Source organism: Thalassotalea litorea (genome assembly GCF_005843925.1).
Taxonomy (GTDB): domain Bacteria; phylum Pseudomonadota; class Gammaproteobacteria; order Enterobacterales; family Alteromonadaceae; genus Thalassotalea_A; species Thalassotalea_A litorea_A.
Window position 1 is genome coordinate 286,711 of record NZ_VCBC01000002.1, and the last position, 25,556, is coordinate 312,266.

At 43.0% G+C, this 25,556-nt stretch carries 24 protein-coding genes and 1 tRNA gene; 6 read left to right on the forward strand and 19 right to left on the reverse strand.

Annotation, left to right across the window (positions count from 1 at the left end; genetic code table 11):
• Positions 1 to 4: 4 nt before the first annotated feature.
• The 11 genes from FE810_RS01655 to wecA form a co-directional block, all read right to left on the reverse strand.
• Complete coding sequence (locus FE810_RS01655; RefSeq protein ID WP_171022195.1) at positions 5 to 946, reverse strand: glycosyltransferase family 2 protein; 942 nt, start codon at positions 944 to 946, stop codon at positions 5 to 7.
• Positions 939 to 2,198, reverse strand: coding sequence for a glycosyltransferase family 2 protein (locus FE810_RS01660; RefSeq protein ID WP_171022197.1), 1,260 nt, complete (start codon positions 2,196 to 2,198; stop codon positions 939 to 941). The genes FE810_RS01655 and FE810_RS01660 overlap by 8 nt, the downstream gene beginning before the upstream one ends.
• Positions 2,173 to 3,723 carry a beta-1,6-N-acetylglucosaminyltransferase gene (locus tag FE810_RS01665; RefSeq protein WP_138318284.1) on the reverse strand — a complete coding sequence of 517 codons (1,551 nt, stop codon included), beginning with the start codon at positions 3,721 to 3,723 and terminating at the stop codon, positions 2,173 to 2,175. The genes FE810_RS01660 and FE810_RS01665 overlap by 26 nt, the downstream gene beginning before the upstream one ends.
• Positions 3,723 to 4,745: a glycosyltransferase family 2 protein gene (locus tag FE810_RS01670; RefSeq protein ID WP_171022199.1), complete on the reverse strand. Its 1,023-nt coding sequence runs from the start codon at positions 4,743 to 4,745 to the stop codon at positions 3,723 to 3,725. Before FE810_RS01670 ends, FE810_RS01665 begins: the two co-directional genes overlap by 1 nt.
• Positions 4,746 to 4,756: 11 nt before the next feature.
• On the reverse strand, positions 4,757 to 5,539 hold the full coding sequence (locus FE810_RS01675; RefSeq protein WP_138318286.1) for a hypothetical protein: 783 nt from the start codon (positions 5,537 to 5,539) through the stop codon (positions 4,757 to 4,759).
• Positions 5,539 to 6,687 carry a hypothetical protein gene (locus tag FE810_RS01680; protein WP_138318287.1) on the reverse strand — a complete coding sequence of 383 codons (1,149 nt, stop codon included), beginning with the start codon at positions 6,685 to 6,687 and terminating at the stop codon, positions 5,539 to 5,541. The genes FE810_RS01675 and FE810_RS01680 overlap by 1 nt, the downstream gene beginning before the upstream one ends.
• A gap of 101 nt (positions 6,688 to 6,788) precedes the next feature.
• Positions 6,789 to 8,216: a KpsE/RkpR family capsule polysaccharide export protein gene (locus FE810_RS01685; protein ID WP_138318288.1), complete on the reverse strand. Its 1,428-nt coding sequence runs from the start codon at positions 8,214 to 8,216 to the stop codon at positions 6,789 to 6,791.
• A gap of 3 nt (positions 8,217 to 8,219) precedes the next feature.
• Entirely contained in the window at positions 8,220 to 8,870 is a 651-nt protein-coding gene (locus FE810_RS01690) for an ABC transporter ATP-binding protein (protein ID WP_138318289.1), read from the reverse strand.
• Entirely contained in the window at positions 8,867 to 9,652 is a 786-nt protein-coding gene (locus FE810_RS01695; protein WP_138318290.1) for an ABC transporter permease, read from the reverse strand. Before FE810_RS01695 ends, FE810_RS01690 begins: the two co-directional genes overlap by 4 nt.
• A complete protein-coding gene (locus FE810_RS01700) occupies positions 9,639 to 10,787 on the reverse strand; it encodes a polysaccharide biosynthesis/export family protein (RefSeq protein WP_138318291.1) in 1,149 nt (382 codons plus the stop codon). Before FE810_RS01700 ends, FE810_RS01695 begins: the two co-directional genes overlap by 14 nt.
• Positions 10,788 to 10,869: 82 nt before the next feature.
• Positions 10,870 to 11,961 (reverse strand): UDP-N-acetylglucosamine--undecaprenyl-phosphate N-acetylglucosaminephosphotransferase, encoded by a 1,092-nt coding sequence (gene wecA, locus FE810_RS01705; protein WP_138318292.1) that lies wholly within the window; start codon positions 11,959 to 11,961, stop codon positions 10,870 to 10,872.
• A gap of 783 nt (positions 11,962 to 12,744) precedes the next feature.
• Between wecA and FE810_RS01710 the strand changes: the two genes are divergently transcribed.
• On the forward strand, positions 12,745 to 14,208 hold the full coding sequence (locus tag FE810_RS01710) for a peptide MFS transporter (protein WP_138318293.1): 1,464 nt from the start codon (positions 12,745 to 12,747) through the stop codon (positions 14,206 to 14,208).
• A 630-nt stretch (positions 14,209 to 14,838) separates the two neighbouring features.
• On the opposite strand, the gene FE810_RS01715 is transcribed toward FE810_RS01710, so the two are convergent.
• From FE810_RS01715 to ribH, 4 genes are read right to left on the reverse strand one after another with little or no spacing between them, the layout of a single operon-like run.
• The gene (locus FE810_RS01715; protein ID WP_138318294.1) at positions 14,839 to 15,315 is read right to left on the reverse strand and encodes a phosphatidylglycerophosphatase A family protein; all 477 of its coding nucleotides are present in this window, start codon (positions 15,313 to 15,315) and stop codon (positions 14,839 to 14,841) included.
• A 2-nt stretch (positions 15,316 to 15,317) separates the two neighbouring features.
• Positions 15,318 to 16,277, reverse strand: coding sequence for a thiamine-phosphate kinase (thiL, locus tag FE810_RS01720; protein WP_138318295.1), 960 nt, complete (start codon positions 16,275 to 16,277; stop codon positions 15,318 to 15,320).
• Between the two features lie 15 nt (positions 16,278 to 16,292).
• Positions 16,293 to 16,700, reverse strand: coding sequence for a transcription antitermination factor NusB (gene nusB / locus FE810_RS01725; protein ID WP_138318296.1), 408 nt, complete (start codon positions 16,698 to 16,700; stop codon positions 16,293 to 16,295).
• Positions 16,701 to 16,712: 12 nt separating this feature from the next.
• On the reverse strand, positions 16,713 to 17,177 hold the full coding sequence (gene ribH / locus FE810_RS01730; RefSeq protein ID WP_138318297.1) for a 6,7-dimethyl-8-ribityllumazine synthase: 465 nt from the start codon (positions 17,175 to 17,177) through the stop codon (positions 16,713 to 16,715).
• Positions 17,178 to 17,376: 199 nt separating this feature from the next.
• On the opposite strand from ribH, the gene FE810_RS01735 reads away from it, so the two are divergent.
• Positions 17,377 to 17,688, forward strand: coding sequence for a DUF6170 family protein (locus FE810_RS01735; RefSeq protein WP_138318298.1), 312 nt, complete (start codon positions 17,377 to 17,379; stop codon positions 17,686 to 17,688).
• Positions 17,689 to 17,756: 68 nt separating this feature from the next.
• Here the strand turns inward: FE810_RS01735 and FE810_RS01740 are convergent, their stop codons facing one another.
• From FE810_RS01740 to FE810_RS01755, 4 genes are all read right to left on the reverse strand, one after another.
• A complete protein-coding gene (locus tag FE810_RS01740; RefSeq protein WP_138318299.1) occupies positions 17,757 to 18,524 on the reverse strand; it encodes an MlaA family lipoprotein in 768 nt (255 codons plus the stop codon).
• A 116-nt stretch (positions 18,525 to 18,640) separates the two neighbouring features.
• Positions 18,641 to 19,987, reverse strand: a complete 1,347-nt coding sequence (locus tag FE810_RS01745) for a sigma-54-dependent transcriptional regulator (RefSeq protein ID WP_138318300.1) — start codon at positions 19,985 to 19,987, stop codon at positions 18,641 to 18,643.
• A gap of 13 nt (positions 19,988 to 20,000) precedes the next feature.
• Positions 20,001 to 21,122, reverse strand: coding sequence for a sensor histidine kinase (locus tag FE810_RS01750; RefSeq protein WP_138318301.1), 1,122 nt, complete (start codon positions 21,120 to 21,122; stop codon positions 20,001 to 20,003).
• 270 nt (positions 21,123 to 21,392) lie between these two features.
• Positions 21,393 to 22,055: a flagellar hook assembly protein FlgD gene (locus FE810_RS01755; RefSeq protein ID WP_138318302.1), complete on the reverse strand. Its 663-nt coding sequence runs from the start codon at positions 22,053 to 22,055 to the stop codon at positions 21,393 to 21,395.
• A 620-nt stretch (positions 22,056 to 22,675) separates the two neighbouring features.
• Between FE810_RS01755 and FE810_RS01760 the strand changes: the two genes are divergently transcribed.
• From FE810_RS01760 to FE810_RS01775, 4 genes are all read left to right on the forward strand, one after another.
• A tRNA-Arg gene (locus FE810_RS01760) sits at positions 22,676 to 22,750 on the forward strand.
• A 163-nt stretch (positions 22,751 to 22,913) separates the two neighbouring features.
• On the forward strand, positions 22,914 to 24,131 hold the full coding sequence (locus tag FE810_RS01765) for an integrase domain-containing protein (protein ID WP_138318303.1): 1,218 nt from the start codon (positions 22,914 to 22,916) through the stop codon (positions 24,129 to 24,131).
• The gene (locus FE810_RS01770; RefSeq protein WP_138318304.1) at positions 24,124 to 24,819 is read left to right on the forward strand and encodes a hypothetical protein; all 696 of its coding nucleotides are present in this window, start codon (positions 24,124 to 24,126) and stop codon (positions 24,817 to 24,819) included. The genes FE810_RS01765 and FE810_RS01770 overlap by 8 nt, the downstream gene beginning before the upstream one ends.
• Positions 24,820 to 24,898: 79 nt before the next feature.
• Positions 24,899 to 25,165, forward strand: coding sequence for a helix-turn-helix transcriptional regulator (locus FE810_RS01775; protein ID WP_138318305.1), 267 nt, complete (start codon positions 24,899 to 24,901; stop codon positions 25,163 to 25,165).
• Positions 25,166 to 25,556: the final 391 nt, after the last annotated feature.

Genomic DNA, 25,556 nt, shown 5'->3' on the forward strand with positions numbered 1-25,556 from the left:
CGTGCTATTCCTCATGTAATGGTGTCTGGCGCAGCGGCGTTTTGAAAAATGCGATCTGCGCCGCCATTGTTCTTTTTAGTAACGGCCAAATCGGAACATCTCCCGTAAAGGCGTTGCTATACGTTAGTTGTACACAGCGCCATAGGAACCTCGGATACGCAGTGAACCCGCCACGGCGGTTATATAGCTCCTGGCTAATCTGAGCCCCTGATTTTAGCTGATGCAGGTGAGTATTAAGATAAATCGCCTTACACGCATTAGCCCATTGTATATCTTGCTTAGTATCCGATTGTGACTGACCGCTTATCCGATATTGTAAGAGTGGTTCCGGCAAATTCGCGAATTTAACCGCGTGACTTAACACTAACCATAAGGCCAGATCTTCAGCCCCTTCATAGTCGCAGTCATATTGCCAGTTCATTGGCAAGCGATCGCGATGCAGCATTACCGAGGGGTGCGCGATAGGGTTACCGAAAAAAAAGCTGGCAACGATATTTTCATGTTCGGTTTGTATTTGGCGTCGACCGAGTTTGTTTCCTGTATTATCGATATATTCATAGCCTGTTCCCACGATGGCAATGTCCCGGTGCATAGCAAAGAATTGAACCTGCTCTGCCAACCGAGTTGGTGAACTGATATCATCGGCATCCATTCTTGCAATTAACTCGCCCCGAGCGTGGTTTAGGGCAAAATTTAGGGTCTTTATCAAACCATGATTGCTACGGGAAAATATTCGAATACGAGAGTCTTGTTCAGCAAATTCATTCAAAATATCCATACTGTTATCAGTAGAACCATCATTCACAATCAGTAATTCATAATCCTCAAAGGTTTGGTTGAGAATGCTAGTGATAGCGTCGTGTAGGTATTGACCACCATTAAAGACTGGCATAATCACACTCACCGTCGGTGTTTCAGTTAAAGCTTCATTTTTCTGCTCAGCCATTTTTAATCGCCTTGGCTTTGCCATTGTCTCGCAGTTTGGCGGCAACCTTCTCTTGGTCTTGGTCTTGGTCTTGGACTTGCTTTTGGTTTTTATCTTGGCCTTGGCGTTGCTCTTGGTCTTGTCGATGTTGTTGAGGAATAATTTGCGCGTCGCTATCGATTCGCGGTAACGCTTTAATCAGGCCTAATGCACTCAATTGCTCGCTTGACTGATATCGCGCCGAAATATCCTTTGCATAGAAAACAGCACAACTCAGCAATTGTTGATAGCGGGTATATTCACTGGAGTTATCATAGTGCTGACGGCGAGTTTGTTCCTGAATCACTTTATTGATATATCCAGGGGAGAATTTAAAATGCAGCAAGGCGCCGGTTTCACGCTCTTCAAAGCAGGAATTCAGGCGTCTCGGACTGACCGTGTGCATCGACGATAAATACGCAAAGTAAGGCTGCCATTTAATCAACGGAATTTTTTGTAATGCGGGGCCTTTGTCGGCTTGTTGCTCGTATAAAAGTCTTTGTCTGACTCCACCTCGTATCATTTGTGACAGGTACTTTTTATTGTATGTGTATTGAAAACCGGATTGATCAAAATACGGACAAGACTCAATTAACGATGCTTCTTCGCCTTTGAACAATTGCGCTGAAGTGTGCAAATGCTGTTTAGGGTACATATCTAGCATCAAGGTATAAAATGCCTGTTGATGCCGTTTTTCGAGCCGCTGGCATAGCGATTTTAACGGTGGATCCGTGTCCACAGAATACGGGGCCGCTTTGTCGGGAGAATGAAAAATCAGGTGTTCATCGATATCACAAACCACACACCAGCGACCGCTGCCATAACGACGCAATAATGCATTGACCCAATGCATTCCAAAATTGGCCGATTTGTAACTATCTGAGGTATGAAAAATACTCACATCGTTATCGTTCGAGACAAGCTCGACGCTATCATCGGTGGAATGATTATCAATGAAAATAAAGTGGTTAACGCCTAGCTGACGATAGTGACGCAAAAACTGAGGAAGCAATGCCGCTTCGTTATATAAAGTGGCAAACAGCACAATATCGTCGTTAACAATACCATTCAGATTATCCTGGGTAATCGTCAATTGTTTTTGGAAACGAGACGCCGCCCATAAGGCCTTAACGTGTTCTATCAGCACGAACGGGGCATACAGCCAACTCAATAATCGAGAAATAAAGCGACTCATGGTGTCAGCACCATTAGGGAGACTGATTGATTTTTCCATCCAGCAGAGAATCATTTGCTGGATGGCTTTCTGATTGGCTTTCTGGAGGGGTGAGGCCTGCTAATGCTCGATAAAATGGTGCTTGCTGTTGATGCAGAGAAACCGCCGCACATAGTCGCGAAATATCCTGATTGGTAAACTGCGCCACCGTGGTGTTTTTCCAGCCGTATTTCTGTTGTTCCAGAGCCAGTAAATTGAGATCAGTGGCCTGACACATCGACATATCAAAAACTTCAAGCATTTGTATCTGACGAGCACTGCTCAATAGTTTTAGAAACTCATCTTCACCGCTAAACCGATAGAAAAAAACGACGCCTTGCGGATGCAAAAGGCATAATTGCTGAATGAATTCCAATCGATCATAATCCCGTAAACAGGTGTCGCTGGGTCGATACCCAGCTAAGGGTTTACGCTGACCGTAGCCAATAATATCTTCAGCAAAAAGATTGCCATAAACACCGCTATCGGGAAGGTGCGCAGCCAAACATTCAGCAAGCGTATCAAGCTCGCCCTCACCGCCCGGATGCCAAATAACAATTGAGCATGGAACTGGCAGTTGATTTAAATCGTCACTAAACAGGCTGCTGCGTTTATACCAACGCAAATTATCGGGTAATTTCCCTTGGTCGATGATTTTTACCTCCATGGGAAGCTGAGCTTCATTTAAGTATACACTTCTAAGTAAGGATACAAACTTACGATCCTGGGACTGGATTTTGCGGGTAAAACATTTATTGTCGGGCAATGTTTGAAGCTGATGAATATCCCGTAGTGAGAATATTTTAGGAATGCCTTTACAATTAAATTGGTAATTCATCAAAGGGGCTTTTAACTGAGTTTTGTCATCAATGAGATACGCGACTAACGTTTGAAAAAAAAACTCGTCAGGGATCCATGTGTATTTTAGAAACGCGACTAACTGAGGTTGTTGCGCACAAAGTTTGAGTACTCTATTTACCATTGACCAACTCAGAGTCCACCATTGAGATCCCATATGCACTGGGAAATCGAGGGGAAAGTTTCGTTTCACTCCGAGCAGTGATAGCAATTTTATCGACCACGAGAAAAGTTTTGGGTGGCTACGCCAATTGCACCAATGAGGTAATTGCCACCGCTCTTGCTGGATCCCTTCAGTGATCCAACGATGATGTTCAACATTGACCGCTTCAATGTATTCACACCCCGGCGATTGCGCCAAGTATTTTGCAAGATGGGTACTTGATTTGACCGGAAAACAACTACCACTTAGCAAGGTAATGTATTCCACTTTCTCGCCACTGTCAGTTAACGCCTGCAGGCAATTTAATGTCGCCATTACGATCGACGATTCTCCCCATTCAACCGCGACTTGAGGCGCTAATATGACATTGGGAAAATGACGTTTTATCAATTCTATATCGTGTCGGTGCTCCGTTGCCAAATCATAATGCAGGGCAATAATATCGTTATTATCAGTCAGGCATTGCAACAGAGGTTGAATATGTTCGAACGATTCATGGGCAAGAATGGCATAGGCAAGACGCATTAGTTCAGCTCCTCATTGACTAACAGTCCAAGTTGCTGAAGTTGTTTCCACCCTTGGTATTTCACCGACATGCTTGGTTCAAAGTGCATGGAGTTTTGCAAAAAATCCTGGTACTTCTGATACTCTATCGAATCTCCGTAGTGCTCTTTGCGCTCGATTTCTTCGACAATTTTTTCTTCAAAATCGGCGATAAATTTAAAATGTAGTAAGGCGCCAGTTAAGCCCTGCTGATAACCTTTGTTTAATTTGCGCGGAATCGCCATATGCATAGAGGAAACATAAGCATAATACCACCGCCACTTAATTAGCGGCGTTTTGTTTAATGCCGGTGCCTGTGCAGGGTTATCTTTGAATAGGGTTCTCAGGCGTACGCCTCCCTGAGCCCATAACGAGGAGTAGATTTTGTTTTCATGATAGAAATAACCACTCCGATCAAAATATGGATGACTGTCCAGAGGATCGGTACCTGGCTTGTATATGCATTCTCGCAAAGTGCCTTTGCCGTACATATCGATCATATTGGTATAAAAGCTAGGCCGATGAGTTTGCTCAAGGTACTGACATAGTTGCCGTAAATTTAAATCGTCTTGTTTGGGAAATACCAAAAACTCATCGGGATCACAGGTCATGCACCAATGATTCGAGCCATAGCGTCGCAAAAGGTAATTGAGCCAGTGCATGCCGAAATTAGAGGCTTTATAGGATTCTGATGTGTAAAACACCGACACGTCGCGATGTTCTTTAATCCAATAACTAAAGCCATCGTCCGAGCCATTATCCACCAGAATAAAGTGATTGATGCCCATTTTTCGGTAATATTCGAGAAAATATTCCATTCGATGAGCTTCATTACGTAATGTCGCAAACAGCAGTAAATCGTTGTCCTTGATACCGCCGGTGTTATCTTGCGATAACGTTAACTGACGCCCGAAAAGCGTTGCTTTAACGCCATAAAAGGCGAGCTGACTGCCATGTTTTAACATCCGCCAGGGACGAAGTACCTGATTTAGCATAGGATGCATAAGCCCTCCCATTACCCGAGTGCAGATTTATTGAAGCCGTGTAAATAGTCCTTTACCTGATCAAAATTAATGACCTTATCCTCAATACTGCCTTTATTTTGTTTCCTTAACGTTGTCTGCTGTTTTTGCATCGATTGATTTGAGCCTACAAAACGCGCGATTTCTTCCACTTGTGCGTCATCGAGTACATCATTGTAATCAATCACTCTGTAGTCCTGATGGGTATCGTCGAGTCGCTGTTTGATGGCGCCGAAATATTTTTGTGTTTTATTCACATACTGTTCAAATTCATTGATATCGAAATGCACTTGGGTGATTTTGGGCGCTTTTTCATCTCGTTTCACCCATTGCCCTGACTCTCGGGCCAGTTCAAGTGAAATAAACGAATCCACCAGGTTGCGTTGCAACAATACTTTTCTGACTCTGGGGTTATTTAACAGTACTCGGCGCACATCTTTGTTATGGCTATCAAATAAACGAAAGCCTGGCACCTTGCCTTCTTTGTGTGCTTGCTCTTGTACCTGTTGGATTAATAAAAATGGGTCCTGTTGTCTTTTTTTCCGAGAATCCGGGTCGTTTCTGCCATAACCGGCATAGGAAAATTTGTTGATATGAGGCCGGTCAACCCCAACAAAGGATGGGTTATAAAGTTCGCCCAGACAGATTAGATCGTCAAAATAATTGAGCTTCTCCTGCAGTAAATTTGAACCAGAGCGCATCGCCCCAAATATCACGAACAGATCGATATCCTTGCATTGCACAATTTTTTTCGGCCTGAATAAATTTGAAAACATTATTGTTCCACCATGGTTTGAGCGGTAAGCTGAGTGAGCTGTTGGCGAATATAATGACCGTTAGGGTTAAGCTGCAGCGCCAAGGTCAGCAGTTGTATTTTCTGTGCTCTGCAATCCATCGGCAAACCAAGCGCAATATTCCTTAACTGTGCACTTTGGTTGCGCTTCCACTGACTTTCTTCATCACTATCCATAAAACTAAAATCGGCGAACAGATCTGAGTAAATTTCGTTAATCTCTCCTAACGTCAACATACGTCCGTTGCCAACATCAGGGTATTGTGAAAAGTCATCATTGAAAATATGTTCCGAACTGGTCAGTTTATAATCTTGATTTAACCGGGCATTGGCCGCTTTAAATTGCTGATAAAATTCCAAAGCCTGTTCGCGACTGGGCAAAAGTTTATCTTCGCTACTGTGACGTCGATCAAAATCTCGCACCGCACGTATCAGACGATGCCGGGCAATACTGCCATCGGCAAACACCGGTTGACTTTGATGCAAGAATAATTGGCTGATGCGCCCTAAGGACTCGTTCGCTTTCTCTGGAAATTGATAGTATTCCGGTTGCAAGCCCAGCACATGGCAAAAGTCCTTAACGACATCACATTCCACCAGATGTTGAGGCTCAAAGACTCGAAGAATAATATTGTCCTTGGCAAAAACTTTCGCCCACATCGAAACCTTTTGTTCAAAGTCTAAATAGCGTCTGGCAACATCGGAAAGCTGGCTCGGTAATGCGGTCGGTTCGTGGCCATAAGCCACTGAACAATCAAACCACTTGGTGCCCTCTTGTTTTTGTGAAATTGCCAGACTATCCTGACGGCGCAGGTAAAAAATCACTTTCACTTTATGGGCATGTTGATAAAGCACATCGCGCAGCTCCATCAATCGGTTGATGTCATCAACCCAGGAAAAATTTTCTCGGGAAATAATGGCTATGGGCTGGCGAACCCTTGATAGTGCGTGGAATGCCTGAGGAAACAAACCATAATCAACAAGATCTGGCGTGGGCTTCAAAATGCCTTTTAAGCCTGGCATCGCAATGCCATCTTCGCGCAGAGCTTCCTGATTGATTCGTAGAAATCTCTGAATAGAAGTCGATCCCGTCTTATGGGATCCCGCATGAATATATAAGGTATTAATCATCGAGCAGCTATACCAAACCTTGTCACTAGGCCGTAATACCCGATCGGCGCACCATAATAATGAGCTTAGCAAAAATCCTGTTATTCGCTTACTGCAAAACCTTACTCCAGCTCCCTGATTGTAGCGATTAAGATTTTTCCTATACCAAACAACATGATAAGAACAACAGCAGCTAAAGATAAATTGTAAAATTTATCCGGATAGCTATTATCTTCCGGTAGTGTGGGGCTTTCCACAACCACCATATATTGCAATTGACGATATGCTTCAATCCTTGAACGTTCCAGTGAAACCAAAGAAGACGTATATGCCTGCATTGCCAAGTCCACTTTGATTTGGAAGGCAGAATATCGTGCCAATACTTCCCCAAAGGAAATATCCTGCTGTCCCTTTTGTGAAATTAACCGCTGTTTCTCGCTCACCAATTGCTTTTCCAACGCGTTGATCTCTCGTTGCAACGAGCGAATTTTCGGCGATGAATCTTGCATATACTCACGCAACGCCAACAATTGTGTTTTTTTATCGGATAACACTTCTTCGAGTTTAAACGCAATCTGTTGAACAGCCTGAGCCTCTTGCTGAGGGTCAAACAACCGATATTTCTGCTGAAATCTGAGTAAATCGGTTTTTGCTTTACGCAACCTGTCCTCTATTAACCGATGTTCGGCTTCAATGAAGGTCAACCGTTTGCGGGCCAGAGATTGGCCAATGCTGTTTATATAGTCTTCCGATTTGGCTATTATTTGTTGATTTAATTGTTGAGCATAAGCGCCACTGTACGCCTGACTTTTTATACTGACGACTGAGGATGCCTCATCTACGTCAACGACAATATGACGCTGAAAATAGGAGAGAAACTGATCATTGCTGGCAGTGCCACTTAAGCGGGAAATCATGTCCCGCTGATTCGATGTGTAATGTTCAAACAGCGATAACTCACTTTGCAGATGATTGAGCATATCCCGGGACAAAATAAAGGCACTGATCAGCTGAGTGTCTCCTGCGGAATTGGCTGCTCGATTACCGAGTAACGGTGAGGACGCATCCCCAGCTAGCTGAGTATTCGGCTTACGAATGATTACCTGAGCATGACTTTCATACCTTGGGCTCGCCCATAATAAAAAATAAATTGCAATAGCAATCCAAGGTAAAATTACAAAGGCAGCGAAAGGTTGACGAAGCCAATGCCATATTTTTTGATGCCCGGAAATCTTAGGTGCTTCGGTCGTTACCCGCTTTTCCTGTTCCGATGTTTGAATCGGATCTTCAGTAGAGGATAAAATTAGGATAGGAGAGCCCTCTTCCATCAGGCGTTGTCGATACTCCTGTAACTTATTCTTGATCACCGGGCCTGCTGGACGAATATTATGGGCACGCTGCATTAACCGATAGGCGAGCTCTAAATCGCTATCTTCCAGATTTAATGCTTCCTCGCGCAGATAGTCAGCGTCTTGCCACTGTTCCTGGGTCCAGTCGTTTTCCAAGGCGTTAAATCTTTGCTCGAGTTTATCAATATCCGTCTGGCTCATTGTCTAATTAGCCTCATAAATATCAATGGCTTGCTCAAGGTCGTTATAAAAGCTTAGCTGACCTTTCTCAATTAAAATTGCACTATCACAAAATAATCGAACATCATCGAGCTCATGGCTCACCATGATGACATTAGAGGTTTTACTTTTTCGTAATAACGCTTGCTGGGTTTTTCTTCGAAACTTTGGATCCCCAACTGATATGGCTTCGTCTATCAGGTAAATATCAAAATCGATAGCGATACAACAGGCAAACGCTAATCGCGAACGCATACCTGAAGAATACGTACGAACCGGTAAATCGTACTTTTGTTTTAACTCGGCAAATTGCTTGACCATTTCTTCATAGCGCTCGAGATCATCTACGCCATTGACGCGACCAATAAATCGAGTATTTTCCCGGCCGGTCATTTTCGGGTGCACTCCCGTTGCCAATGCAACTGGCCAGGAAATATTATATGAAGTTCGGATCCGTCCTTCGTTCGGGTATTCGCTGCCAGCCAAAAGCCGAAACAATGTCGATTTACCGGCACCATTTTTTCCGAGGAGCGCAATGTTATGCCCTCCTGGGATGGTAAAATTGAGGTTATTAAACACATACTGGCGACCCAGTTTCGACGGATAGTATTTACTGACGCTATGTAATTCAATCATCGACTAATCACCTGCCGCCAACTCAACTGATAAAATATTAATGCGCAAAACATTAGAATAAGTGTTGATAGGTTTACATAGGTTAATGACACACCTTGTGCCTGATATCCGGTGTACGCGGCTTGGCGGGACAACTCGATACTGTGCAGTAACGGGTTCCAGTTTAAAAATGGCCAGTATTGTTCGGAGATATCCTGGAGACTAAAGAATACTCCGGAAATAAAAAACATCGGCCGAGTGATTAAATTACGAATTTTATCCACTTCAACAATAAATTCTTTGGCTAATGCCATAATCAGCCCAAGACTTGTGGCGATCATCCACACATTAAAGAGCATCATTAACACGGTTAAAGGATCGTCGAGGCGCATTTCTATGCCCATAAAATATACCGCAATCCATAAAACAAAAATAACCGCGGCTTTTACCAGAATTTCAAACAGCGCATTTGCCATTACCGCACTTAAAGGCTGAACCTGACGAAATGAAAAGAGCGCTTTATTGCGATGTATCGAATTGGCTGTTGATGATAGTGTCGACAAAAATAGTTGAATCATGAGCATGCCATACATCATAAACATAAATGTAGGCATGGTATGGGTAAGACCGCCATCCATGCGACCGCGTATAAAAGATAGGATAAAAATAAAAGATACCGGTTGAATCACCGCCCAGCTGATACCGACTTTATCGTCAAATTTACTGCGGATCTCACGAATAAAAATGGCAAAGACGACATCCTGCCAAATCCGATATGCCTGTCTGGATTTAACCTGAGCCATGCTGACCACCTTGCGCTGAGCTTTCGCCTAATTTGCGCTGCTCTTGACCATGTATTGACCCCTGATTCACATCGTCAGTAAAAAACACTCTATCACCATCGTTGAGCGTCAGCCCTTTAAACTCTTCAATGGAATAGGTTTGCTCCACTTTTCCGTTTGCATTTTCAGTGATGAGTTTCACTTGAAAGATATATTTCGGGACCGTTAGCAAAGACAAAAGCTCCTGCCCCAAGTAGGGCTGTTGAATCAATTCATAACTCAACGGAATTTTACTGGGCATTATCGCCGTAACACGCACTTTTGACTGAGGCACGAAGATCACATCAAAATCCTGTAACTGCAAATCCGGTAAATTGCCGCTTTGTAAAAATGGGTACAAATCGATATTTGCTACGGTTTTTCCTGCTCGTCGCACTTGTATGCGTCGATAGCTGCCCTGGCGAATATCTATGCCCTGTGCTTTGCTCAGGTAATACAAAATCCCATCGCCACTGGAACCTAGATATTGTCCCGGAGAATTTACCGCACCACTGACCAACAACGGAATTGGCGCAACTTGATGTAAATTGGCATACAGTTCGACCCCCTGATGATAGACCTTGACCAATTTTCGCTGTAGATAATCACTTAAATCCACCACGGAAACCCCAGCCACGTTAACAGGCCCTAACTGTTCTAAGAATATCTGTCCACGGGAATCCACTTTATGCTGTTGCTGATATTCAAAGGCGCCCCAGATCCAGATACTGATCACATCCCCATTGCGCAATAAATATTGGGGCTGAATGGCGTTATTCGATTCGATTTCTCCACGTTGATGGAACAGCGAGTAACCGAACGGTAAAATCATCCCCTTATCCAGATTGCTTAGACTTTCCATTGGTGGTCTAAAACTATTACGACGATAGTTTTCATTAAGGTCTAGTTCCGCAACTAAAGGGGTCGTTGATTGTGCCTGCACGTTGACAGGTAGCGCACAGAAAATTGACAAAAGGATGACAAGAATGGAAGTTTTGACGTGTATATGCCGCCAGGCTAAGGTTGAATACAACCCGTCCGGCCAGATTGTTTGAATCCGCCGTAAATCATGATGAGTACAGTGATAGGTGTAACTACAGCTGTCGTCTGCTTCCATTAACCAACTAGAAATTTTCGTTTTATTATTGAGTTAACTTATTATTTTAGTTCATATAATAAAGAGCATGAGATTGTGACGATTATATTTCTTCGTGATACTGCGGTTCGTTCTGTTTTGAATCCCGTAAAAATTGTTTCAATACGGTAGTATCCGTTAATGCCCAGTGATATACGCCAAATACGGCAATAAATAGGGCAAACATGACACTTTGCGGCACCCCGAAAAACTCACCAACAATACCAACCGCTGACATAGCCACCGCAGCAAGGGTTATCATCAATAACGCTTTCCTTGGACTGTTGCCAAGACGCATAAGAATATGATGAATATGATCACGGTCAGGCTTAAGAGGAGATAAACCTTGACGAAAACGACGAATGACGATGGATAACATATCCATTAACGGTATCGCTGTCAGCCAAAGGGCTGTGGCAGGACTGAAAGCCTGTTCCTCACCCTGCGTGCCGCAAGCGAGCAACCAGACCACACTTAGGCCAATAAACATACTTCCGGAGTCACCCATAAAGATTTTTGACTGCATGTGCTTGCCAACTTTCAAGTTGAACAGTAAATATGGCAGCAGAGCCGTTGCCATAATCAGAGCAACGCTCAGGTAGTTGTTTTGATCAGATAATAAAAACAAAATTGCAATCGCGGTAAACGTATTAATACTCAAGGCACCTATCAGGCCATCAATACCATCGATCATATTAAACGCATTAATGGCAACGATTATCACAAAATAGGTGAAGGGGATGCCCAACCAACCAATATCAATATTGCCCAGATTAAATAGGTCGCCAAGCTCACTAAAATAGGCACCTACCCCATAAATCATCAGGCTGGCGATAATCATTTGGCCAACTAACCGGACTCGAACACTTAAATCGTACTTATCATCAAGAGCACCAATAAAGACGGTCATGGCAGCGGCGATCAGGTACAGCCGCAGCTCTTGAGTATTCGGTAGCCAGATGATGGCAGCAAACAACACCGCCACAAATACGGAAAGGCCACCAATAAGAGGAATGTTACCCTGATGAAGTTTGCGGGCACTGGGACGATCCACGAGCCCAATGTCCTGCGCTAGCGGATTGAGTACTTTAATTGCGGCAAATGCAAATACAAATGACGTTAAGACCTGAAAACTCAAGGTCAACCACTCAGGCATAGTAATCGCTCAATATTGCTCGAAACCTAACACCGAATGTTCCAACTTATCAGTTCAGGTTGCGATTATGGGCAAAGATCTGACAGAGTCTAGTTTTCAGCCAAGCTCCGTCTCACCCTAAATTCTGAACAAATTTTTTGCATAGTTGGTTTTAGTATATTCGACAATTTTGGATTTAGAAAAGAATTGCGCCGCTTTTTTATTGGGCCACTCTAAACAATGAAACTCAACGAGGATGAAAACGCTCACACTCAGTCCAGTAAAAAACACGGATTGTGACGCGGCTCTTTCGAACCCTTAGTGCAAATCGATGAAATTAAATTTTGTCCGTCGCGACAATTAATTCCCGTAATTTTCTTCCTCTACGTCAAACAGGCTCTATACTATTGGCTAAAATTACGGTGAATAAATGTGCAACTAAGTCCGCATAAATCGGAACACCTTGCATTTATTCAGACCGATAGGTATAAACAAATGGCAAAAAAAATAAACTCATACCAATTCCATTAAGTTTTTGCACAGCTCAGAGTTAGGACAGAGGTTCATTTGCAACATAGTTTTCATTGATATAGTCATTCTATATTACTGAATTCTAGGGCCGCAAATGGGCTTCTGATAAACTCCCAAAGGGCGAGTTTAAAAGGCTTTTATACTGCGTTACTGATTTTGACAATGGAGCGACCATTCTCGGCAATCAACGCCTTGCCTAAAAGCCTTTAAATTCTCACTGAGTGAGAAAACACAAAGTGGAATTGGTATTAAAAGCAATTTAAGGAAGTTTAAATGTCTAACGTAAAAACGGATACCTTATTAGGTCATCCGAAAGGCTTGTTCCTGCTGTTCGGTACAGAGATGTGGGAACGAATGAGCTACTACGGCATGCGTGGTATCTTTGTATTATACCTAGTAGCATTTGCCAGTAATTTCGGCTGGGATATGGCTTACTTTGGTATCGACCCCACCGCCGAAGGTGCAGAAAAACTCTTCAATACTGCCATTCAATCAAAAGCACTTGGGATTCTTGGAATCTATGCATTTTTTGTTTACGTAACACCAGTCATTGGTGGCTGGATGGCCGACAATGTATGGGGACAGCGTAAGTCAATTATTGTTGGTGGCTTAAGCATGATGCTTGGCCAATTTGCATTGGGTACACCGCACGCGCTCATTCCAGGTATGGAAACTACCTTCCTTTGGATTGGTTTAGTATTTCTAATCATCGGTAATGGTTTTTTCAAACCAAACATATCGACTATGGTTGGCGATCTGTATGAAGAAGGTGACAAACGTCGTGATGCTGCCTTCACTATCTTCTACATGGGTATTAATTTAGGTTCAATCCTAGGTTACCTCGTTGTCGGTACCATCGGTGAGAAGATTAACTACCAATACGGTTTCCTTACTGCTGGTGTAGGTATGTTGCTTGGTGTTTTATTGCAACTTGCACTTTCTAACAAGTATTTAGGAAACGTTGGTGTTGAGCCGTCAGCCAAACAAAGCAAAGGTTCAGCTGCCGCATCTAAAGAGCCACTAACCCCAGAAGAGCGAGATCGTGTAAAAGTCATTCTAATTATGAGTTTCTTTACCATCATTTTCTGGCTAGGTTTTGAACAAGCTGCCGGTTCGATGAACCTGTTCGCCAAATATAAAACGGATTTAGTGTTCTTTGGTTGGGAAATGCCAGCATCATGGTTACAAACCGTGAACCCTATATTTGTGATAATCCTTGCTCCGATTTTTGCCGCTACCTGGCTTAAAATGGGTGCCGCTGAGCCAAATTCGCCGAAAAAGTTTGGCCTGGGTATGTTCTTCCTGGGACTTGGCTTTATCTCTATGGTTATGGCTGCTTTACAAATAGGTGATTCTGATACCGCTAAGGCACATGTAATATGGCTGGTGTTAGCATATTTATTCCATACTATGGGTGAATTGTGTTTATCTCCTATTGGCTTATCTATGGTGACTAAACTTGCACCACTAAAATACACATCCTTGTTAATGGGTATGTGGTTTTTCTTCTCAGGTGTCGGTAACTACCTTGCTGCCTGGGTTGGTCAAATGGTTGGTGAAACAGGACCGCTGCAAGCATTCTCTGGCGTTGCAATTATGGCGTTTATTGCCGGTATCATGTTATGGCTTCTTAGCGATAAACTTGTTGACTGGATGCATGGTGCAGAAGACAAAGAACCAAAAACAATGACCGAAAAACTCGAAGAAGAGCTAAAAGTTACCGACGATAAAGATTAATTATCTTTTCCAGGTAAACGCTCGATAAAAAAAGGCAGCTTCGGCTGCCTTTTTTGTATTCTGAGTTTGCCAATCATACGATATGTTGCGCACCCGCTGTTATGTTGAGTATGTATAGGAAGATGGTTCTGGTCGCATTACGCGTTGATTATTGGTCATAATTTAGACCTTTGCGATCCAACAATCACCTTTGCAACCAAGCCAGAGGCCAAAATAGAGCGAGAAATACAGTCGAATAAGAAACACCGGCGGAACGCGATAACCAGTCTATTGCGACCGGTTGAACGCAGAGAGAATTATCGCCTGTAAATTTCTCACTTTCTCTTTAGTAGCTAGCCTCATCCCACACTTGACACCGGAGTCTCTGTCACTGGTTTTGATTCTATCTATTTCAACTTATTCGTATCTAAATGAGTACACGAGTCCCAGTAGGATGAAGGGGTGTCTAGGTGTCTAGGCTCCGAGGCCGAGACGACGTGAGGAGAAGCTAAAGTTGTCTGGGCTTTAGAGAGTTACAGAAAATCCGAAACACAAAGAAAAATGGCGTAAAGCACGCGAACGATAAAACGCCAAAGGCGATTAAAACTAAGAAGATTTATGAGCTAAACGCCAAAACCTACGTGCGAAAACTTAAAAAATTACGTGCATTATTGCCAGGGTCATAAACGCCGCAACAACATCATCGAGCATTATCCCAAAGCCACCTCTTACTCTGACGTCGATCCATTTGATAGGCCAAGGTTTAACAATATCGAAAAAACGAAACAGTAAAAAACCCGTCAGCACCGATTCCCAGCTCACTGAAATTCCCACCATACAAATGAAAAAACCGACAATTTCGTCCCAAACAATGGCGCCGTGGTCGTGAACACCGGCATCTGCTGCGGCTTTGTCGCATATGTAGATGCCTACGATCGTCATCACTACCGTTAATACGATAAACAACGAAATTGGTAAATAAGATGCCAATAAAAACAATGGCACCGCCGCTAAGGTACCAAATGTTCCCGGTGCTTTAGGGATCAGTCCAGACCCAAAACCCACAGCAAGAAAGTGGATTGGGTCTGACAGCTTAAATAACTTATGGGCGGGGATATCTTTTTTCATATTCAACTAAAGTGCTCGAATCCAGATTCGGCGAAAGACAATCGCGTTTCCCCTCGGGATATAATGATTTCCTGGGATTTGTTCATTTGTCCGATACAGGAACTTTTGATATTGGCTTGCTTGAGTTCTGTCTCAAGTGCAACCTTGTTTGTATCCGGAACGGTAAATATTAGCTGATAGTCATCGCCGGCAGTAAGCGCAAGACGCGCCGCCCCTTCTTCACCAAGCTTGTTTAACAATACTGGTGCTATCGGAAGATCATTGACATCGAGGCTAATGCCCAGAGTCGATGCCTGACAAAGATGGGTTAGATCCGCCAGTAAACCATCAGAAATATCAATCGCAGCTGACGCGTATTCGCGTACAACTTGTCCTGCTAACACCTGTGGTTTAGGGTAGTTAAGCGCATCCATGGCGTGCTGCATTTCTCGTGGTGACAATGACACTTGCTCGCGAAGTGCCTGCAGTGCCAGTCCCGCTTCACCAATTTCTCCGGTGACATAAACCCAATCGCCATTGCCAGCACCATTTCGACAAAGTGCTTTTCCTTGTGGAACGGTTCCTTGCGCGGTGATGGTGATACTCAATGGGCCACTCGTGGTATCACCACCGATTAATTGCACATTAAAATACTCAGTTAACTCAAAAATACCCGCGGTAAATTCCGCAAGCCATTCTCGATCAACCGTTGGCAATGTAACAGCGACACTAATCCAAGCAGGCTCTGCGCCCATTGCCGCAAGATCGCTTAAGTTGACGGCAACGGCCTTATGACCGATTGCCCGGGCTGGCGTGTCTGTTGGGAAGTGAACACCACAGACCAGGGTGTCGGTGGTGATTGCAATATATTTACTATCGCTTGCTCGGATCAGCGCACAATCGTCGCCAATCCCCATCGCTACGTCTTTACGATTCACAGGTTGAGCCGTAAAGAACTCCTTGATGACTTCAAACTCTTTCATAAATTAAGAGTCGCCTTATGCTCTCAGGGTTTTAACCGCTTTATCTAAAACACCATTGACGAACTTGTGGCTATCATCAGCTGCGAAAGACTTCGCCAGTTCAATGGCTTCGTTGATCACAACCTTGTATGGAACATCATTTTGGCTCAGCTCATAGACAGCGACCCGCAAGATTGCTTTTTCAACGTGGTCAATATCTTCCAGAGGACGATCAACATGAGGGCGGATCGCCTCATCAAGCTCCGATACATTGGTTGCGACGCCGCGCAGCAATGCGGAAAAATAATCAATATCAAGACGACGTTTAGCGTTATCAGCAAGAAAGTTTGCTTCAATTTCACTGATATCGTTATTGGTCAACTGCCAGGAATATACCGCTTGTACGGCAATTTCTCTGGCTTTACGACGAGGGGATGGTTTCACTTAAGGTACCGCCTATAATTGTTCAAGAACATTGACCATCTCGATCGCGCTTAAAGCTGCTTCAGCACCTTTATTACCCGCTTTGGTGCCGGCACGCTCAATGGCTTGTTCAATGGTGTCAGTGGTGATTACACCGAAAGCAACAGGTGTGTCGAATTCCATCGCGACCTGGGCAAGTCCTTTGTTACATTCACCGGCTACGAAATCAAAGTGAGGCGTACCACCGCGAATTACCGCGCCAATGGCAATAATTGCGTCAAAATCACTTTTTTTAGCTAAACGTTTTGCGGCAACTGGCAACTCATAAGCGCCTGGTACACGAACCACGGTAATGTCTTCATCGTTTACCTGACCCTGGCGTTTCAATGCATCGACTGCACCTTCAAGTAAGCTTTCAACGATAAAACTGTTAAAGCGTGAAACTACGATAGCGAACTTTTTACCCTGTGCCGCAAAAGATCCTTCAATAACGTTCATTCTTATCAACCTGTCTATAAAAAATTGTCGGCAATTTTAGCAAAAGCTTTATCAATAAGGTATCGATTTGTTTACCTAACTAAAAATATAAATGATGAAAACGGTGATTTTATTGGCAGATTTAGTAAACAATCGGTTTATTTGCTAGAATAGCCTTCTTTTTCAACCCTGAAACTTCCCAAAGTCTAGTTCAAACCCTATGAAATTCTATTTTTCCAGTAATCAAATCGAGGCTTTACAAGCATTTAACCTGCACCAACGCCAGCAAATTATCGACATTGCCGGCAGTAAAATTAAGCCGACTCAGAAATTCGTGTTAAACCTGATTAAACTGGCGATTTTGATCCCACCTTTTATGATGTTGGCCAAAGTCGATTCATGGCTGTTTATCTTGCCACTGGTGTTTATCATGGTGGGCTATTTTGTTGTACTCAGACCGTTTTCGCTTTATTTTGCAAATCAATACATTGACAAAGCAATCCGCGATTTTAAACGCCAGCAGGAAGATTAGCGTATAACCCACGGTGCTCTCAGGCATTGCTTTAGTTGGCAATCTTGCACTCGAGAGCACTTAGAGGATTAAAACTCTTCTAACAAATCATCGAGATCTGCATCAAGTTCCGCCTCTTCATCTTCATCGATAATAATGGGTGGATTTCCGTCATATAAACGGAAGGTGATATTCTGGAAGTATACCTGCTTCACAAACACGTAAGGATCAACAGAATCTTCCAGTAAAGCCTCCTGCTCTTCCAGTTGCGCACGAGTTTCCAAGCCGATGATCATATACCTTGCAACATTCGGCCAAAAGTCAATTATCGCCATCGGCCAATACAAGCCATCGACGAAATCGCCAGTTTCATCACGAACAGAGCTAGGTCCTAAAAGCGGCAGCATCAGGTAAGGGCCATCCGGAACACCATAGTAGCCAAGGACTTCACCAAACTCTTCTTCCTGCCGATTCAAACCAGCATAAGATGCAACGTCGAAAAAACCGAGTAACCCGACCGTAGAGTTGAGTACAAATCGACCAGACGTTTGCGCGGCGCGATTTACTTTCAATTGCAACAAACTATTGACCGCACTAAACGGCTCATTGATATTCAATACGATGTTGTAAACCCCTTTTCTCAGAGGGCTTGGTACGTAGGTAACATAGGTTTGTGAGGCGGGTTTTAATACATATTTATCCGCATAGTCCCAGTTAAAGGTCCAGATTGCGCGGTTTACCGGCTCCAACGGATCCGAGTATTCATTGTCACCAGAGTTCGTTGTTGAACAAGCACTTAAGCCCAATGTGACAAATGCCAGAGCTATTTTTATTAAAGAAGAGAAGGAAAATTTCATCCTAGTACCTGAAAATCATACAAAAACTTAATGAATCGCGAATTATAACCTGCTTGCTTGCTTGCTAGATAGTCAAATTGGCAAAAAATTAACGAGTTAAGGGAGACAATATGAGATCAGCGTTCAAATTCAATCCCATGTTCACGCATTTTTGCAAGCTTATAGCGCAATGTTCGTGCGCTAACCCCGAGTCGAAGTGCGACGTCTTTACGAGACCCATTACACGCGTCCAGGGCATCAAGAATTATCTGAAACTCCTGTTGCTTGAGACCTGATTCAAGATCTGCCGATTGAGTCGTGACGTTCACATTGATCGGCGCCATACTTTCTTGCATATCGCTGACACAAATCTCTTCAATCATCAAATCGTCAGCATTGATGACATTATCCTGGTTGAGTATCAATGCCCTTTGCACGATATTATCCAGTTCCCTAACGTTACCTGGCCAATCATAGCTGAGCAACTTATGTCTTGCCGAATCGGAAATTTCCACCGGATGATGTGGGCTAAACTTGCGCAACAAATATTCCGTCAGGGGAAGAATATCATCTCGACGTTCACTTAACGGTGGCCAGGTTAAAGGAAAGACGTTTAGCCGATAATACAAATCCTCGCGGAAAATGCCTTCATTTACCGCCTGTTTAAGATCTCGGTTCGAAGTGGCGATAACCCTGACATCAAGACTAATGGTTTTACGCCCTCCAAGTCGTTCGACTTGCCTTTCCTGGATCACCCGAAGAATTTTGGCCTGTAATGCCAAATCCATTTCGGTGATTTCGTCGAGTAAAATTGTTCCTTTTTGAGCTTGCTCAAATTTACCCGGACAAGCATTAATCGCGCCAGTAAAAGCGCCCTTTTCATACCCAAATAATGTGGCTTCCAACATATTTTCAGGAATTGCAGCACAATTTATCGCAATAAAAGGATGCTCTGCTCTGGGCGATTGATTGTGGATGTATTGAGATAGCACTTCTTTACCCGAACCGCTGGGCCCTAGCACCATGACGGAGGCATCAGATAAAGCGACTTTTCTTGCCAGTGACAATAAATGGACACTTTTAGTATCCTTGGCAACGGGTTGATCGGTTAATTGAATAGAATCGGGAATGTACTGATTGATCATATTCACCAGAACTTCCGGTGCAAACGGTTTGGCCATGTAATTGCTGGCACCATCTTTCATCGCCTGTACCGCGTCGTCAATGGTGGCATAGGCTGTCATGATCAAAACCGGGAGTTCGGGGTAATGATGTTTTATATTCCGTAATAAATCTAAACCAGACATGCCTCCCATTTGCACATCAGTCACAACGATATCCACCGCATGTTGCTTCAGCATTAACAGGGCAGACTCGCCACTGTCGGCTTCCACACAGTGGTAATCTGATAACATTAAGGTGTCGACAACCGCCTCTCTCAGGCCCGGATCATCTTCAACCACCAATACCAGACTTTGCTTCATGTCAGTCCCTTAATTATTTTTCTATTTCCTGATGTTCTGTTTTAAATTGTGGGAGTTTTAAACAAAACTCTGCGCCACCAGGCGCTTCAGAACTTAATTCAACATCACCATGGTGCGCTTTGGCAACAGATTTTACTACAGCCAGGCCCAAGCCGGTACCTTGCATTTTCGAGGTATAGAAAGGCTCGAAAATTTTGTCATGATCCTGAGCGGGTATGCCATTGCCATTATCTTTCACCCGAACCAATATCCAGTCCCCTTCTGCATCGATATGAATATCGATATGAGGCTGGTCATCAATCACTTCCAGCGCATTCTGTATCAGGTTTTGAATCGCACCTTCCAATGCGCTCTTATTGGCAAGCAGCTTTAATGGTTCACCATGATAGGGAGCGTAATGTATTTTGCAGGTTGCAGATGCTTCATCGAGCTGCGCTTCAACACCAGCAATGGCGTCATCGATAATGGTTTGTACTTCAACCACTTCAACAACCTGTTTACCGCCACTTTTTGCATATAACAGCATATCGTTAACCTGCTGTTCCAGTTCCTGTAATCTGGCGTGCAATTTTTCCTGAAATAACTGCTGCTTCGCTGGCGTCATATTCTTCGCTTTTAAATTCGCGCAGTAGAGCATAGCAGAGGATAGAGGAGTTCGAATTTGGTGGGCCAATGTCGATACCATGCGTCCCAAAGACGACAGTCGCTGCATTTGACTAATCTTTTCCTGTAAAATCCGGGTTTCGGTAAGGTCGGTAATTTGAATGAGCTGTCCTGTCTGAGAATCAAACGAGGAAATATCCAGCTTTACCCGGCGTCCGTTTTTGAGAGAAACTTCATGACCATCATCGGCACGGGGATGAAATACCGTTTTAATTACATCGATCCAATTTTTTGACATCAATTCACAATCGAGTAATTTACGGGCAGCTTTATTGGCTTTTACCACTTTGCCATCACCGTCAATAATGACCACGCCAGCCGGCATAATATCGAAAAGTTGGTTTAACTGATTCGATTCAAGCATCAGCGCAGATAAATCGAATGATTCACTCTCCGTTCCGACACGAGACTGGGTGCTAATTGACGTTTCTGGGCTGTTGGCTTGCGACAATTCCTGCTTCGCCCCGGGCATAAGGTACCTCTGCTATTTTTATATTTATTATTATCTTGCAAATCAAGAATAAAAGTTCACGTCAGCAGATGCAAATGCCAATCGATTCACTTACTACCAAAAGACCATCATAGGTTAAATAGACAGACAGCAAAAGTAATATCTTATGATAATAGAAGTGCGATAAAGATGTTCGGCTGTAGAAGGATGGTGATCAGCGTTTTGGGGATTGCCATGAACCGCTGCTGGGTATTTGGCTAGCAACGATGGTCACAAACAATCCGTGAACGCTTACAGTGAATCATCCTTTAGCAATAGGTTCACGGAATAGTCAACCTGACTGTTATTCTCGAGAATTAACTGTAACTTATCATTGTTCGGGTCAGTGACAACGCGAATGATTTTATGAAAGGTGCGAACGGTTATGGACTTTAATTCGCGTTCAATAATGGCGGAGACAATAAAACGGTATGCTCCCGGATCCACGGGTTTTCCAAACCTGTCATCGCCTTGCCAACGAAAAAAGGTTTTCCCTTTCGACAAATCACCTAAAGGAATAATTTTAACGATATCTTGGCGGTCATTTTGGACATATACCATTACGTGACGACCGTTTGCAGGTAACTCAATTTGGCCTTGCACTTCACAAGCGAAATCTAGCTCTACCAGATTTTGCTGTGTGAGTAAGTAACGGCCTACTAATGCGCTCGCTTGTAATGCCGAGTTTGAAGACGAAAAACCAGTAAGCACATTTTCACTTCCTTGCATGTGCGAACGATTAAGACTGTTGAGTCGACCACCGGTATCGGCAAGCATTTGCGCAACGCCTGACTTAATATCTAGCGGATCGTCTTCCGCCTCCAGTTTCGGACTTGGTAAAATACGCGCGAGCAAATCACCGATCCGTATAACACCGGTAATTGAAGTAATAAATGACGGTTCAATTCTAGCCATCTAGGGGCATCCTGCCTTGTTTATTCTTTTGAAATTCATTTATGTCGAAATTCATCTATGTTGATATTTATCGCTGACTCGCATCTGCTCTTTTTGCACTTTAAATTTTTACAATGAAACCAATGCGCAGCATTACAATAAAAACATACAATTAACGTGCCAAAAGTAACACTTAGAGAAGAAATAACAGCACACCAGCTTACAAAACAACCAATTCGCTCAAATAACTATCACATTCGTTTTTAAAAGCGAGTTAACGGGCAAAAAACATGGCAATAAAACCAATTGAGCCAGCGTATTCTCCATTGAATCCGACCTGAATTGGTCAAGTGGCAATCAATTGCCGCTACCGTCAAAAGCACGAGATACCTGGATACGGCAATGATTTGCCGCTGACTTTGATGCGAACGTATGTAGAGGATGGCAGATTACATCGTCACTAAATATTCGAAAATTGAATCAGTTTTTGCCTGTCTGGGTTGCAAAAACAATGGCCTGAATTTAGCCGGTGATCACCTTTAACAATATTTTTATCGTTAACAAATGGAAAATTAATCAATAACTTGCTTTAATGGGGAGCGTAAATTCTGGCAATTGTTTTTATTGTTTTCAACTTTCATGTCCCCTTAGTTTAATGGATAAAACAAGGACCTCCTAAGTCTTAGATACAGGTTCGATTCCTGTAGGGGACGCCATCCTGACGCCCAACAAGATTTTACAAACACCAAAAACCCAACTAAGCCCAATAAAATCAACACATCCATATTCCAAACAAAGTCAAACTCGCTTTTTATCGGACAAGTTTTATAGTACATTCATAGGTACACCAAAACAAATCACAAAACTCAGTGTACCTAAATGGCTAAAATTACTGTCCCTCTGACCGACTCAGAGATAAAGAATGCTAAATCCAAGGAAAAAGAATATTGCCTATTCGATGGTGAAGGCCTTTTACTTAGAATTAAACCAACAGGCAGTAAGCTTTGGGTTTTCAACTATTACCGCCCATACACCCGTAAGCGCGCAAACATCAGTTTTGGCAAATACCCTGCCCTTTCATTAGCTGAAGCTAGAAAAAAACGACAAACAGCCAAAGAACTTCTCGCCCAAGATATTGACCCTAAAGAGCATAGGGATAGTGAAAAGGCCTCCAAAAAGGATGCGCTACTGACTACTTTAAGTGCTGTTTCTAAAGAATGGTTCGAAGTTAAAAAAAAGAAAGTATCACCTATTACTGCCACTAGAATCTGGAATTCAATCGAAACTCATATTCTCACAGATTTAGGTGAATACCCTGTTACCAAAATAACCGCACCGAAAACAATAGAAACCATCAAACCTGTTCAAGCGAAATCTAGTGCTGAATTAGCAAGGCGTCTATGTCAACGCCTGAACGAAGTAATGAACTACGCCGTAAACGTGGGATACCTACACGCCAATCCCTTAACAGGAATAAAAGCCGCTTTTGACAGTCCAGTGGTGAAGCACCATCCAACCTTGAAACCCGAAGAACTTCCTGAGCTAATGAAGGCTATCAACTACGCCAGCATAAAAATAGTTACTCGATGCTTAATTGAATGGCAATTACACACCATGAGCCGCCCCAGTGAAGCTGCTGGCGCAAGATGGGAAGAAGTCGATTTCAAAAATAAACTTTGGGTGATTCCAGCCGAGAGAATGAAAATGAAGAAAGAGCATATTGTTCCGTTAACCGATGAAACCTTATTTTTGCTTGAAAGGTTGAAGCCAATCAGTGGCCATAGGGAGCATATCTTTCCTTCTCATGGCAACCCCAGAAAGCCCACAAACTCAGAAACTGCGAATATGGCTTTGAAGCGTATGGGATTTAAAGGAAGGTTAGTGTCTCATGGTCTCAGATCTCTCGCCAGCACCACACTAAATGAACAAGGGTTTGACTCTGACCTAATAGAATCGGCTTTAGCTCACCAAGACAAGAATCAGGTTCGCAAAGCCTACAATCGAGCCGATTACATCGAAAGAAGGCGAGTAATGATGGAATGGTGGTCTAGCCAAATCAATATCTATTGCTCACAAAGGCATGATAATCATGGATAAAAGAAAACTCGACGTAGAAAAGACAGGCAACGCCACAATAACGCGAAATAGGTTTGGAAGCGGATATAAGAACAAATCTATCTTTTTGAATGAACAAAAACAGATGGAAGTTGCTTCAAGTGAAGCTAGGCAAGCTTCAAAGGAGATATCTGATAGTTATAATCCGGACTTATGGCTTAACCAATTCGAATCTAAAATTTTTGAGTTTTGTAATAATAAAAAGATTCCTACAGAGTGGATACAATCTCCCGGAGACAAAGTTACTCTATCTGTCAAATTACAAAACGAGTACCAACAAATACTGGGAGCTAGGCAGGCTGGAATATGTTTATTTGAAATCCATTGTTGTAGAGATTCTAGGCGACAGGGTAAGCACGAAAATGCTACCGCTCAAGCTCTTAGGCTAGCACAGAGTTATTCACATTTTTTGATTTCAATGCTTGAGCCAACGTTGAACAAAGGTGCGCACACATCCAAAAACTTCAAAAAACCACTTAAGCTTTCAGAGCAAGAATTATCAAATTGTTTTCAGTATTTCGAGAAAACCCAAAAAAATCCCGTCACGAAAATCAAATATACAGATAAAGAACGTTGGAAAAAAACATCCAGCTATTGTTTGAGCGCTTTCGGGATAACAATTGCTCCCGCTACTCTAAGAAAAAAATACGCCAAGAAAGTAAAAAAATAAACTTTGGCATGTACGGTCGTTAATGCCAAGACAACTAAGGACAATAACACTCATTGCTAACCAAACAGGAGAAAAAGCAATGAGTAAAACCTTTACAAAAATCATTAGACGAAACGAGGTCATAGAGCTTACCGGTCTATCTAAATCAACAATTTACAACAGAATCAAAGCAGGTCTGATACCAAAACCTATCTCGCTCGGTTTTCGTGCCGTTGGCTTTATCGAACATGAAATCCAAGAAATATTAATAGCTATGGCAAATGGTTTAAGCAATGAAGAAATCCGCTCGCTTGTACGTGAACAAGAATTTAGCCGAACGAAGCTTGGAGGTAGTCACAATGCTTAAGACTATGATTTTCGCTGACAAGTGTACTGAATTAGGCCTACCGCCCCCCAAATCCTTCGAAAAGCAGACAGAGTATGTTGAGAGGATTCTAGTTGATGGTTATAAGTTTAATACGCGAAAAGCTCGCTATATTGGCATAGGAAACCTTCACTCGGTGATATCTCACTTAAATAAAAAAGGCCTCAAGTTTATTGTCGAACATAGAAAAGTTAGATGCCCATTTTCTGGTGAAACTCCGAATTATTTGGTTGACGTTTGCTTTATGCCATTCAAGCACAGGATCGAATACTGGAAAAAGAAAGCCGCTAAGAAATAAACTTAACGGCTAACCTATGACAACTAGGGGTGAAGTTTGGCGACCCGCCCCTAGTCCTTTCATTATAACTTTTAA